The 12,283-nt window shown below is 34.5% G+C and carries 14 protein-coding genes; 12 read left to right on the top strand and 2 right to left on the bottom strand.

Going from position 1 to position 12,283, the window contains the following annotated elements; translation table 11 throughout:
- Positions 1 to 149: 149 nt before the first annotated feature.
- Together HMPREF3267_RS10610 and HMPREF3267_RS10605 are read left to right on the top strand one after the other, a co-directional pair.
- Positions 150 to 377, top strand: coding sequence for a hypothetical protein (locus tag HMPREF3267_RS10610; protein ID WP_002460355.1), 228 nt, complete (start codon positions 150 to 152; stop codon positions 375 to 377).
- 126 nt (positions 378 to 503) lie between these two features.
- Positions 504 to 1,679, top strand: a complete 1,176-nt coding sequence (locus HMPREF3267_RS10605; RefSeq protein WP_002492478.1) for an MFS transporter — start codon at positions 504 to 506, stop codon at positions 1,677 to 1,679.
- Positions 1,680 to 1,835: 156 nt separating this feature from the next.
- Here the strand turns inward: HMPREF3267_RS10605 and HMPREF3267_RS10600 are convergent, their stop codons facing one another.
- Positions 1,836 to 3,185, bottom strand: a complete 1,350-nt coding sequence (locus HMPREF3267_RS10600; RefSeq protein ID WP_062078072.1) for a carboxylesterase family protein — start codon at positions 3,183 to 3,185, stop codon at positions 1,836 to 1,838.
- 120 nt (positions 3,186 to 3,305) lie between these two features.
- Here HMPREF3267_RS10600 and HMPREF3267_RS10595 point away from each other — a divergent pair, with 120 nt between their 5' ends.
- Complete coding sequence (locus HMPREF3267_RS10595; protein ID WP_002460352.1) at positions 3,306 to 3,902, top strand: YdeI/OmpD-associated family protein; 597 nt, start codon at positions 3,306 to 3,308, stop codon at positions 3,900 to 3,902.
- Positions 3,903 to 4,065: 163 nt separating this feature from the next.
- On the opposite strand, the gene HMPREF3267_RS10590 is transcribed toward HMPREF3267_RS10595, so the two are convergent.
- The gene (locus tag HMPREF3267_RS10590; protein ID WP_002492437.1) at positions 4,066 to 5,118 is read right to left on the bottom strand and encodes a 2,3-butanediol dehydrogenase; all 1,053 of its coding nucleotides are present in this window, start codon (positions 5,116 to 5,118) and stop codon (positions 4,066 to 4,068) included.
- Positions 5,119 to 5,504: 386 nt separating this feature from the next.
- Between HMPREF3267_RS10590 and HMPREF3267_RS10585 the strand changes: the two genes are divergently transcribed.
- The 9 genes from HMPREF3267_RS10585 to HMPREF3267_RS12390 form a co-directional block, all read left to right on the top strand.
- Positions 5,505 to 6,755 (top strand): betaine/proline/choline family ABC transporter ATP-binding protein, encoded by a 1,251-nt coding sequence (locus tag HMPREF3267_RS10585; protein ID WP_062078070.1) that lies wholly within the window; start codon positions 5,505 to 5,507, stop codon positions 6,753 to 6,755.
- Positions 6,755 to 7,390, top strand: a complete 636-nt coding sequence (locus tag HMPREF3267_RS10580; RefSeq protein WP_002460349.1) for an ABC transporter permease — start codon at positions 6,755 to 6,757, stop codon at positions 7,388 to 7,390. The genes HMPREF3267_RS10585 and HMPREF3267_RS10580 overlap by 1 nt, the downstream gene beginning before the upstream one ends.
- A 22-nt stretch (positions 7,391 to 7,412) precedes the next feature.
- Entirely contained in the window at positions 7,413 to 8,354 is a 942-nt protein-coding gene (locus HMPREF3267_RS10575) for an osmoprotectant ABC transporter substrate-binding protein (RefSeq protein ID WP_002460348.1), read from the top strand.
- Positions 8,354 to 9,034, top strand: a complete 681-nt coding sequence (locus HMPREF3267_RS10570) for an ABC transporter permease (protein WP_002460346.1) — start codon at positions 8,354 to 8,356, stop codon at positions 9,032 to 9,034. Before HMPREF3267_RS10575 ends, HMPREF3267_RS10570 begins: the two co-directional genes overlap by 1 nt.
- Before the next feature lie 309 nt (positions 9,035 to 9,343).
- The gene (locus HMPREF3267_RS10565) at positions 9,344 to 9,616 is read left to right on the top strand and encodes a TIGR04197 family type VII secretion effector (protein ID WP_037545281.1); all 273 of its coding nucleotides are present in this window, start codon (positions 9,344 to 9,346) and stop codon (positions 9,614 to 9,616) included.
- Positions 9,617 to 9,631: 15 nt separating this feature from the next.
- The gene (locus HMPREF3267_RS10560; RefSeq protein WP_037545280.1) at positions 9,632 to 9,997 is read left to right on the top strand and encodes a DUF3958 family protein; all 366 of its coding nucleotides are present in this window, start codon (positions 9,632 to 9,634) and stop codon (positions 9,995 to 9,997) included.
- Positions 9,987 to 11,444 (top strand): T7SS effector LXG polymorphic toxin, encoded by a 1,458-nt coding sequence (locus HMPREF3267_RS10555; protein ID WP_062078068.1) that lies wholly within the window; start codon positions 9,987 to 9,989, stop codon positions 11,442 to 11,444. The genes HMPREF3267_RS10560 and HMPREF3267_RS10555 overlap by 11 nt, the downstream gene beginning before the upstream one ends.
- Before the next feature lie 74 nt (positions 11,445 to 11,518).
- Complete coding sequence (locus tag HMPREF3267_RS10550; RefSeq protein WP_002492549.1) at positions 11,519 to 12,067, top strand: DUF443 family protein; 549 nt, start codon at positions 11,519 to 11,521, stop codon at positions 12,065 to 12,067.
- Positions 12,068 to 12,143: 76 nt separating this feature from the next.
- A partial coding sequence (locus tag HMPREF3267_RS12390; RefSeq protein WP_141760617.1) for a DUF443 family protein occupies positions 12,144 to 12,283 on the top strand: 140 nt, incomplete at its 3' end.

The following is a 12,283-nucleotide window of genomic DNA, read 5'->3' as shown; positions in this document are numbered from 1 at the left end:
CCTCACACTCTATCATATTAAACTTTAGCTAATTAAACTATATGCTTTTTACATATTTAAGGAAGAATTAAGCTGATAATAAATTGAAGTTAAAGTATCTTGATTATACTAAAGTTATTATTAAGCTTATTAGAAAAGGGGATATATAAATGAAAATAGTAGCTTATACTTCTGGTTTTATTGCTACGGTGTTATTTCTATTTAATATTTTACGCTTTGTCTTTGCATGGTTTGAAGCACGCTTTCATTTAAACTTTGGTATTGATTTGTTATTACACAATTCATATGTCATCTATGGTGCGTTAATCGGTTTTGCGATTGCCATGATTACCATGACCATCACGGAGGACTATTTAGATGAGTCTGATCGTATATAAATGGGAGTTATATACAAAAAAGAATAATTTATTATATAATGAAACAGTTACGACATAAACAGTGTCAGACGTAGCTGTTTTTTTATTATGCAATACAAAATGAATGATAGAAAGGAGAGAAACAAAGTGTCAGTCATGCGTGTTGCAACATTTATTCTTAGTGTTTTTATTGTTGGAATGGTAGAAATGATGGTTGCGGGAATCATGAATCTAATGAGTGCTGATTTGCATGTGTCTGAAGCGGTTGTCGGGCAATTGGTCACGCTATATGCATTGACTTTTGCTATTTGTGGACCTATATTAGTTAAATTAACTCATCGCTTTAGTGCAAGATCGGTACTGTTATGGACGTTGCTTATATTCATTATAGGTAATGCTATGATTGCTTTGGCGCCTAATTTCACTATACTCGTTATAGGTCGCATCCTATCATCTGCTGCTGCTTCGCTTATTATTGTAAAAGTGTTAGCCTTAACCGCCATGTTAACCCTTCCTAAAAATCGCGGGAAAATGATTGGCGTTGTATACTCTGGATTTAGTGCGGCTAATGTTTTCGGTGTCCCACTTGGAACCATGATTGGGGATATAGTAGGTTGGCGTTACACCTTTCTATTTATTATTGTCGTTAGTGTGCTAGCAGGTATATTGATGCTGTACTACTTACCACATCAAAGAGAACTTCAACAGGTGGCTGGTACAGAGCAGTCAAATGGTACAGAAGCATCTGATGTGCCTTCAAAAATTATTAGACCGCAAGAAGTCGTCAAATTTATCACAATTACCTTTTTAATACTTGTGGCAAATTCAGCCACATTTGTTTATATTAATCCCTTGATATTATCACATGATTATACATTGCGCTTTGTCTCTGTTGCATTACTAATGAACGGTGTCGCTGGTGTTATAGGCACTTCACTTGGTGGGGTGTTTGCTGATAAATGGACAAGTAAGCGCTGGCTTACGATATCAATCGCAGTCTTTGTTGTTATGATGGTGCTATTGAATATAATATTACCTTATGCAGCTTTATTATTAATCGGTATTTTTGTATGGAATATTATGCAATGGAGCACTAATCCCGCCATTCAAAGTGGTTTGATTGAGCAAGTTGAAGGGGATACAAGCCAGGTTATGAGTTGGAATATGTCAGCATTGAACGCAGGTATTGGTATAGGAGGAATGATTGGCGGCTTAGTTGTATCGCAATGGGAGGTCTCATTTTTACCCTATGTCAGTGCTGCGATAGGACTTGCTGGACTTATCATTACTTTAGCTTTACGCAATCATTATATTAATAATTAGCAGTAAAAGTCTCAGACATCATTATGTTTTAGGATATGGACTCTAAATTGGTAGTAGTTGGCTAGATTGAAAATATGCGTATACCAAGCTTTTTCAATCTTGGTCAACCTTGCCGGGGCGGGACAGCGAATTCATAATGAATGCTGTCCCGCTCCTTTACTTATATACATATGGTTGCTGGTGTGTTGCAGAATAAGGTTGCCAATGACATGTTCCTGTACGAGCAAATTGCGCTAAATCACGTATCATTTGCCTGCTTAGTCGTCGGACATGCGTTAATTGTGATACTTGGTGTGCAGCTAAGATGTCCATTTTACCGAACCAAAAGATAACATCTAAAATATGATACGCACTTCCGTAGTCATGATGAAGTGGTATGCACCAATCAAAACGTGCTAACCATGCCTGGTTAGTTGTGCTGAAATGCTTTAAAAAGTGCAATGCAGGTGCTAAAAAATAAGAATATGTAATGATTTGTGACTGTTGTACTGCACTTTGCACGTCATGTGGCTTAACATATATATCATATAAGGCCATCACTTCTGTAAAGCGTCTAGGCGTGAGCTTATGTTCTTCGCCAGTAATATAAATATCTCCTTCATCATGTGTGGTGCATACGAGCATAGGTTTACGATTATTTTGGAGAGGTAGAGACATGTCACTTGTAGCTATTGGTGCGTAAATTAGTTCTAATCCTTTCGATTTACCACGCGCTTGTTCATCGTCATCCATAAGCTGTAATAGCTGGGAAGAATGTAATAACGTAATATCATGATGACCATAGCGCTGTTCCATTAATTGTTCAAAATGTCTTGCTTTCGTTGTTCCTAGATCAGCACTGTCTAATTTGAGCGTACCACTTAATAAGATGACTTGTTTAAAGTAGGTAACTGCGTGAGGCATTTGCATTAATGCCATAATAGACATACTGCCTGCAGATTGTCCCATTAAAGTCACATTATTTGGGTCTCCGCCAAAAGAGTCAATAAATGTATGCACCCATTTTAATGCGGCGAGTTGATCAGATAAACCGTTATTTTTATCATAATTTGAATTAAAATAGGACCAATCTAAATAACCTAAGGCGCCCAAGCGATAATTAAAGGTCACTACGATGACATCTTCTTGCGCTACGATATGTTCTGGTGTATAGAGTTCAGCAGTGCCATGTCCGTTGATAAATCCACCACCGTAAAAGTAAATAATTACTGGCTTAAGGTAATTGTCATTAGCTTGACGCCAAATGTTTAAATATAAACAATCTTCATCTTGAACAAAAGATCTAGGTGTCGAAGAAAAAAATGTTTCAAGCTTATTTTGTGGTTGGGGTGGGATGGCTTGAACACGCATTGCTTGATATGGGGAGGACCATGATGTCTTAAGTTGTGCATGCTTAAAACGCATTGATCCGATTGGCGCATGCGCGTAAGGAATACCAAGAAAGCAATCTATCCCATCACTTGTTGTACCTTCAATAGCGCCGCCAGCTGTTTTGACGATGACCATGACTATACACGCTCCTAATATGATACTTACTGTTACTATAACATATCCTATAGTTGCAATTGCTCTGGTGTCAGGCTAATATGAACTTAAATTGATAAAAATAAAGAAAGGGGCGAAGTGATGGATAAAAAGCAGACCAACGCACAAGTTGAAGCGTTTTTGCGTAAAGATAGCCAATGGCAATCGGCATATCAATATTTAAGAACACTTATTTTTAATGAAACAGAATTAGAAGAACAGTATAAATGGATGCACCCATGTTATACATTAAATAATAAAAATGTCGTGCTCATTCACGGGTTTAAACACTATGTAGCATTATTATTTCATAAAGGCGCTTTACTCGAAGATCAATATGGTACATTGGTACAACAAACAGAAAAGGTCCAAGCAGCGAGACAGCTACGCTTTACTTCTTTAAAGGAAATAGAACAACGTCGTGATGAGATTCTATACTATGTTAAACAAGCAATCCAGGTTGAACAGCAAGGTAAAACAGTGACGTTGAAAGAGACTGCAGACTATGAGATGCCTGAAGAATTAGCCTCTAAATTTGATGAGATGCCCGAATTAAAGACGGCATTTGAAAGTTTAACACCAGGTCGTCAACGCCAATATATGTACTATATTGGTCAAGCAAAACGTAGTCAAACTCGTCATAATAGAGTGGAAAAATATGTGAATCATATATTAGATGGTAAAGGCATGATGGATTAGTAAATATATTAGAAAGAAGATAGACAGTGAAGTTGAGATTTCTAATTGGTTGAACAACAAATTATGAGGGCAGTAAACAAGCTTAATTTGAAAAAAGCTTATAGGAAAAGACGGTTGAATATGCCATTCAACCGTCTTTTCCTATAAAATAAATACATTAGTATTATTTTTGGTCGCCATTTAATTTTACTAATATTTTAGCTTGTGATTTATCATTTACAAGTTGTTCGAAACCTGATTCAACAATGTCTTGTAATTCGATTTCATCCGTTACGACTGATTTAACATCCAAGCTACCGTTAGCGATTAAGTCAACGGTTTGTTGGAATGTCGTTGGTGTATAAGCAATAGTTGAAGTTAATTTCACTCCAGAGTTTGTTAATAACATTGGATCAAATTCAACCGGGTGCGCAAAGATAGAGACAATGACTACTGTCCCACGTGGGCGAGTGACTTCAACAGATTGTTGTAACGTAACGCCGACGCCAGCAACTTCAAAAGTGACATCAACACCGTTGTCAGTGTGTTCGTTGATGTATTCAACAGGATTAACTTTACCAGAATTAACGACGTGAGTTGCACCTACTTCTTTAGCTTTAGCTAAGCGTTCTTCAGATAAATCAAAGACATAGATTTTACTTGCGCCAGCTGCTTTAGCAGCGACAACTGTTAATAATCCAATTGGACCAGCACCAAAGACAGCTACTTTATCACCAAATAATAAGTTGCCTTCTTTGACAGCTTGTACTGCAACGGCTGTTGGTTCAACTAAAGCACCTTCTCTAGCTGAAACATTGTCAGGTAATGCGTAAACATTTTCTTCTGGTGCATTTGTAAACTCAGCAAATCCACCATCAGATCCCAACCCAATAAATGAATAACCATCATAAAGATCGATATTTTCTTCTTTTTCATGTCGAGACACGGTAGGGTTCACAACAACACGATCCCCTTTTTTGTATTTAGTTACGTCTTTACCTACTTCTTCAACTACGCCTGAAAATTCATGGCCTAACGTCACTGGTGCAGTTTGACCTAATAAAGGGTCAGGTTGTTCTGTAGAAATAAAGACAGGACCTTCTAAATACTCGTGTAAGTCCGTACCACAAATCCCCGTCCATGATACTTTAACCTTAACTTCATTATCTTTTAATACTTTTGGTTCACGATCTTCCACGCGAACATCTTTTTGACCATACCATACTGCTGCTTTCATAATTAGACATCTCCTCAATTTTGAATCCTTAGTATACATATAGAGTAATACTAATTTATGAAATATTCAAACTATTTCGGCGAATAATAATAAATTTATATTTTATCTAAGCTGGAGCAAATTTTTTTCACAAAGTGGGCAAACTCTATAAAAATTTAATTTTTCGCAAGTTTAATATGTTTATTTTTAATAATTAGGGTATATGTATGAAGTAACCATAAAAATATATGCGAAGAAAATGGATTAACAATCACAATTAAATGAGATTTAAAGTAAAAGCCGTCATGCGCTTGTTAACTTATTACTATATTTGTTAAACCAAGGGAATGACGGTTTTTATAATGTTAATCATTTTCTGATATGTATTGAAGAAAGGGAGTACATAGATGTTAAGTATTAAAAATTTAACAAAGATATACTCAGGTAACAAAAAGGCAGTAGATCGCATATCTTTGGATATAGAGTCAGGGGAATTTATTGCATTTATTGGTACCAGTGGAAGTGGTAAGACGACAGCGTTAAGAATGATTAATCGTATGATTGAACCAACAGAAGGACAAATTACTATTAATGGTAAAAATATTGGGGATATGAATCCGGTTGAATTGCGACGAAGTATTGGTTATGTCATCCAACAAATTGGATTAATGCCACATATGACAATTCGAGAAAATATTGTATTAGTACCTAAACTATTAAAATGGTCAAAAGAGAAAAAGGATGCTAGAGCGAAAGAATTGATTAAGTTGGTTGACTTACCAGAGGATTATTTAGATCGTTATCCAGCAGAACTCTCAGGTGGTCAACAGCAACGTATTGGGGTGGTACGTGCATTAGCAGCAGATCAAGATGTTATCTTAATGGATGAACCATTTGGTGCACTAGATCCTATTACACGTGATACATTGCAAGATTTAGTAAAAACGTTACAACAAAAATTAGGTAAAACCTTTATTTTTGTAACGCATGATATGGATGAAGCGATTAAATTAGCAGACCGCATTTGTATTATGTCAAAAGGAAAGATTGTTCAATTTGATACGCCAGATAATATTTTAAGACATCCTGCTAATGATTTTGTTGTTGATTTTATTGGTCAAAATAGATTGATCCAAGATAGACCAAATATGAAAACTGTAGAAGGTGCAATGATTACACCTGTGACGGTGCACGCAGATGATTCGCTTAATGATGCAGTTAATATTATGAGAGAACGTCGTGTTGATACCATATTTGTTGTGAATAATCAAAATCGACTATTGGGCTTTTTAGATATTGAAGATATTAATCAAGGTTTACGTAGAGGTGAAGAATTAATTGATATGATGCAGCGTGATGTTTATAAAGTACATATCGATACGAAATTACAAGATTCTGTGCGTACCATTTTAAAGCGAAATGTACGTAATGTGCCAGTTGTCGATGATGATAATACTTTAATAGGACTTATCACACGCGCAAACCTTGTAGACATTGTTTATGATTCATTATGGGGAGACGAAAATGATGACGCCGCCCCATTGGACAATGATAACAAAGATAAACAGTCAACATCACAACAAGATGCACCACCTCGAGAACAAGATGTAATGAATGGTTTAGACCATAAAACAAACGAAATGGGAGATGATCGTTAATGCGTGAATTTCTCCAAGAATATGGAAGTCAACTCGTATCAAAGACAATTGAACACTTCCAAATATCAATTATTGCATTACTATTAGCCATTGTGATAGCAGTTCCGCTTGGAATTTTATTATCTAAAACTAAAAAAACAGCAAATATCGTATTAACGATTGCAGGGGTGCTTCAAACCATTCCAACGCTTGCGATTTTGGCGTTAATGATTCCTATTTTTGGTGTGGGTAAAACGCCTGCCATTGTGGCATTATTCGTATATGTATTACTACCTATATTAAACAATACCATTCTCGGTGTGAAAAATATTGATAAAAATGTTATTCAAGCCGGTACAAGCATGGGAATGACTAGACTTCAACTTATGAAAGACGTTCAACTCCCGCTTGCATTGCCAATGATTATTAGTGGCATACGCTTATCAAGCGTGTATGTAATTAGTTGGGCAACATTAGCAAGTTATGTCGGCGCTGGTGGTTTAGGTGATTTAGTATTTAATGGGTTAAATTTATACCAACCACCAATGATTATTACTGCTGCGATACTTGTTACAGCAATAGCACTTATTGTTGATTTCTTATTATCATTAGTTGAAAAATGGGTCGTCCCAAAAGGCTTAAAAGTATCTAGATAATAGAGGGAGGAAGAACATTATAATGAATAAAGTGAAAACAAGCTTAATCATCATGGTCCTATCTCTACTCGTGTTATCTGGATGTAGTTTACCAGGCCTTGGTGATGGCAATTCAAAAGATGATGTCAAAATTACAACAACCGAAACAAGTGAAACAAAAATTATGGGCTACATTGAAAAATATATGATTGAACATGAGACCAAAGGTAAAATCAAACCAACAATTATTGGTAATCTTGGTTCAAGTATTATTCAACATAACGCCTTACAACGTGGGGATGTCAATATGTCAGCCGTGCGATATACAGGGACAGAATTAACAAGTGTCCTTGCTGCACCACCAACGAAAGATACAGACAAAGCAATGTCTGAATCACAACGCTTATTTAAAAAGAAATTTAATCAGAAATATTATAATTCATTTGGCTTTGAAAATACCTATGCATTTATGGTGACCAAAGAAGTTGCCGACAAATACCATTTAAAGAAAGTATCGGACTTAAAGAAATACAAAGATGAGCTGCGTTTAGGGATGGATACCCAATGGATGAATCGCCAAGGTGATGGTTATCCAGCATTCCAAAAAGACTACGGCTTCAAATTTGATAGTGCGCGACCAATGCAGATTGGTTTAGTATATGATGCTTTAAAGAACAAAAAATTAGATGTTGCCGTAGGTTATTCAACAGATGGACGTATTGCCGCATATAACTTAAAAGTTTTAAAAGATGATCGCAAATTTTTCCCACCGTATGATGGTAGTCCATTAGCAACCGAAAAATTAATTAAAGATCATCCAGAGATAGATAAAGCATTGAAAAAATTAGAAGGTACCGTCACTACTAAAGAGATGCAGAAATTAAATTACGAAGCGGATGGTCAAGGTAAAGAACCAGCAGTCATAGCCAAAGAATTTCTAGAAAAACATCATTTCTTTGATGATAAGAAAGAAGGTAGTAAATAATGGATGGTAATTTATTACAACAATTAGCACACTACTATTCGACCAATTTCGGCTATTTAATGGGATTATTCTTTAAACATTTACTAATGTCTGTGTATGGCGTGCTATTTGCAAGTATTGTGGGTATCCCTATTGGTATTTTTATTGCTAGATTTAAAAAATTAGCTTGGCCTGTGATTACGATTGCCAACGTGATTCAAACGGTTCCAGCTATCGCTATGTTAGCCATTTTAATGTTAGCATTAGGTCTTGGACCAACCACCGTTGTAGTGACCGTATTTTTGTATGGGCTATTACCAATTATAAAAAATACGTACACGGGAATTGTCGAAGTTGATGCCAATATTAAAGATGCAGGTAAAGGAATGGGAATGACAAGTAACCAAGTATTACGTATGATTGAACTACCATTATCCTTATCCGTGATTATCGGTGGGATACGGATTGCACTTGTTGTTGCGGTTGGTATCGTAGCTATTGGTTCGTTTATTGGAGCACCAACATTGGGTGATATTATCATACGTGGTACAAACTCAACAGACGGTACAGCCTTTATTCTTGCCGGCGCGATACCAATTGCGCTCATTGCCATTTTAATCGATATTGGACTGAGAATGTTAGAACGCAAGCTTGATCCAACACAAAAGAAAAAAGGTCCACAACCTCAAACAATTAATTAAAAATACACCAGCCAGCAAATATATCAATTTGTTGGCTGGTTTTTTGTATAGCTGTAACTGATAAATTTTACAAAGGAGTCAAAAATTAAAAAAAGGAAAATAAGGTTTAAAAACAAATATTGATATATACATTTTCACAATATTTAGATAGAATAAACATATGTAAATAATCTATTATTATTCTATAATAATTCTAATTTAACAATTGTTTAGTCATCTTACGAACTTTTATTCAAATAGAGTGAAACTTTTAAGAATAAGACATAGCAATGATTAATATAACTTTAATTGTTGAAAGGTGGAATATTAATGAGTGAAATTAAAAGCGATATGAGTAAAACATATCATGCTTATTATATTATCAATAATGCAACACAATCATGTTCAAGTATTTCAGAACCAGGTAAAGATGAAAGTACGACAGTAAGTGGTAATAAAAATGCACATACAGCAATAGAACAGCTCTTGACTATAAATACATCTATTACAGCAGCACTTGAAAAAGCGAACACAACACTTAAAGAAGTTGGCGATAGCTTTGAAGCGATGGACTTGACACTTGGCAATCAAATTTCTAAATAGAATAGAGGTTAAGTGATGGACAAAGTAACTACATTAAATAATCAAATCTATAAAACAAATTTAGAAGTTGAAACATTAACAGAACAACAGCGTGGACTTACACATCTAATTAATGACTATGAAGATGCGACAAGAAATACTGAAAAACTATATGACCGACTGATTTATCGATATGGTTCTAGCAATAGTGCCTTTTCATTAGAGCAACATAGGGATGAATTTCAACAAGAAAAACAAGCAATACTAGAAGAATTAATAGATAATCAAGACAATGTTAAACATCAAATTCGTAAATTAAATGATTGCATAGAAGTATTAGAAGCTCAAAGAAACATTGAATTACATAAAGCTAATGAAAAGGGGCATGATTATGAGCATTGATATGTATTTAAGTAAATCAAAAAATCAAGCCTCCAATATGCGGAAATTGAGCCAAGCAATGAACCAAAGTTATGATAGTCTAAACAACGCAGTCTTACAATTTGTGACGAAAGAAGATTTACAAGGAAAAGCATATCGCTCAGCTAAACAATTTTTCAGTGCAGTCGTTATACCGCTAAGTTATAGTATGAAAACTTTAAGTGACATGACAGAAGAAGCCTGTACGACATTTGTAGAGCGTTATACGCAAGAAGTTGATAATCAAAGCTTAAAAGAATCTGAACTTGAAGAAGATATCAATGAATTAAAACAGCGTATTGCGTTACTTGAAGAAATTAATGGTGGTTTAAAAAAATATCTTTCGGAGAAACGAGATACAATTTCAAGAAATAATCGCATGATTGCTAGTTTAGAGCAACAAAAACACGAACTAGAAGAAAAGCTTAGAAAATTACAAGAATTTAATCAAAAATCACCAGAGATTTTTAAAGATGTAGAAGCATTTCAAGATGTAGTTAAACAAGGATTAAATCAATTACAAACTAGTTGGAACCCCGTAACAAAAGAATTCAACATTCCTTCCGGTAAAGACTTAGAATGGGCAAAAGTAAGCAATGAAAAATATTTAAAAGTTGCAATGAAGAAAATTGAAGAAAAAGCAAAAACAGGCAAACTAAATAAACAAGATGGCAAGATTATTCAAGAATATGCAGAAAAGCACCAAGATGAAGATCTACCACAGAGTTTGATTAATTATTTTATACAAAATAAAGATAATATTAAACAAAGCTTAGAAATTGATATTTCTTCGAAGCTAATTGAACAAATAGGTGTGCAGTCGAAAAATATTGGTGTATTTATTAATACAGCCGGTGGATATAAAGGACCAAAAGGACCTAATTCATTCGTACAAGTGAAGCGCACTTGGGGAGATGCAATTATAAAGGATAGCAAGGAATTTGCAAAAAACGGAAAAATTTTGGGTGGCGTTATAACAGGCTTTGGCTTTTTAATAGGTGTTAGGAGTGATTTAAATGAAGGTAAGACATGTGGAGAAGCACTTTCTCATAACGCTTTAACAATGAGTGCCGGGTGGGTTATAGGAAATTTAGCAAGTCTTGGAATTATTGCGCTTGCTAGTAATCCAGTTGGTTGGGCTGTATTAGGTGGTCTAGCACTTGGTTCATTAATGTCAATCATGACTGATTGGGCATACAAAAATAACTTTTTTGGACTAAAAGCTAAGACAGATTGGGTAGGTCATAAAATGGATCCCGTTTTATCTCAATTAGATCAAGCAAAAGATCAAACAATTAAAACACTGGATAATACTGCAACAAACGTTAGTAATAGTGTGAAAAAAACAGCCGATATGGTAAAGAATACTGTTGGAGAGGCTGTTAACAATATAGGGGATAATATGAATCCAATGAAATGGAAGTGGTAATTATGCTATGTGAATCAAAAATTATAAATAAAAATCCCAAATATCGAATTATAAAATACAAAGATGATTATCTCATGGTTGATATAGTTAGTCACTGGTTTACATTTCTATTTCCAATGATTAATTGGTTTATCCCAAAAAGATATGCCAAATTGAGTGAAGAAGAATATAACAATTTAAATATCGTGAAACCAGTTAAAAATAGCGGGGCAAGTATAGGCGTTGGACTAGCAATTTTAATCAGTGTCCTATTAAGGAAGTATGTCTTTATATTTGATGTTCAGGTGCAACAAAGTATAGCTGTTATAAGTTGCGTCATTGCATTTTTAGGTGTATTTATCTTTTTCTTATATATCAATAAAAAAGTAACGCTAGATATATATAAGAGAAATAAAACTCATTCAAAAATTATACTCATACCCACATTAAAAAGTATTGGTTATACATTAGCTTCCTATATTTTATATGGTGGTTTTGCATTTGTGATTTTTTACGGGTTAGCCGTAGAAAACTTATATAATGTATTTATATTTATTTTATGGGTGATATGGATTGCAGCGTTCTTTTTTTTCAATATGTTTGCGATTATAGATAAAAAAGTACATATCATATTAAAAAGATAAAGTATAGAATGTCACATCTAAATAGTTAATAGTTTCTGAGAGATAGTATCATTCCAATGAAATGGAAGTGGTAATTATGCTATGTGAATCAAAAATTATAAGGATGAATCCTAAATATCGAATTATAAAATACAATAATGACTATTTCATGGTTGATACGATTAGTCATTGGATCACGTTTTTATTTCCAATGATTAATTGGTTTGTCCCAAAAAG

This window comes from Staphylococcus sp. HMSC62D11 (assembly GCF_001839145.1).
Taxonomy (GTDB): domain Bacteria; phylum Bacillota; class Bacilli; order Staphylococcales; family Staphylococcaceae; genus Staphylococcus; species Staphylococcus lugdunensis.
The sequence above is the reverse complement of the archived record's forward strand: the minus strand, read 5'-3'. Positions and strand labels throughout refer to the sequence as shown.

Excerpts from the sequence above, each read along its gene's own strand:
- HMPREF3267_RS10560 (WP_037545280.1), top strand. The coding sequence starts at position 9,632 with ATGGACAAAGTAACTACATTAAATAATCAAATCTATAAAACAAATTTA.
- HMPREF3267_RS10555 (WP_062078068.1), top strand. The coding sequence starts at position 9,987 with ATGAGCATTGATATGTATTTAAGTAAATCAAAAAATCAAGCCTCCAAT.
- HMPREF3267_RS10600 (WP_062078072.1), bottom strand. The coding sequence starts at position 3,185 with ATGGTCATCGTCAAAACAGCTGGCGGCGCTATTGAAGGTACAACAAGT.
- HMPREF3267_RS10595 (WP_002460352.1), top strand. The coding sequence starts at position 3,306 with ATGGATAAAAAGCAGACCAACGCACAAGTTGAAGCGTTTTTGCGTAAA.
- HMPREF3267_RS10570 (WP_002460346.1), top strand. The coding sequence starts at position 8,354 with ATGGATGGTAATTTATTACAACAATTAGCACACTACTATTCGACCAAT.
- HMPREF3267_RS10550 (WP_002492549.1), top strand. The coding sequence starts at position 11,519 with ATGGTTGATATAGTTAGTCACTGGTTTACATTTCTATTTCCAATGATT.
- HMPREF3267_RS10575 (WP_002460348.1), top strand. The coding sequence starts at position 7,413 with ATGAATAAAGTGAAAACAAGCTTAATCATCATGGTCCTATCTCTACTC.
- HMPREF3267_RS10580 (WP_002460349.1), top strand. The coding sequence starts at position 6,755 with ATGCGTGAATTTCTCCAAGAATATGGAAGTCAACTCGTATCAAAGACA.
- HMPREF3267_RS10585 (WP_062078070.1), top strand. The coding sequence starts at position 5,505 with ATGTTAAGTATTAAAAATTTAACAAAGATATACTCAGGTAACAAAAAG.
- HMPREF3267_RS10610 (WP_002460355.1), top strand. The coding sequence starts at position 150 with ATGAAAATAGTAGCTTATACTTCTGGTTTTATTGCTACGGTGTTATTT.
- HMPREF3267_RS10590 (WP_002492437.1), bottom strand. The coding sequence starts at position 5,118 with ATGAAAGCAGCAGTATGGTATGGTCAAAAAGATGTTCGCGTGGAAGAT.
- HMPREF3267_RS10565 (WP_037545281.1), top strand. The coding sequence starts at position 9,344 with ATGAGTGAAATTAAAAGCGATATGAGTAAAACATATCATGCTTATTAT.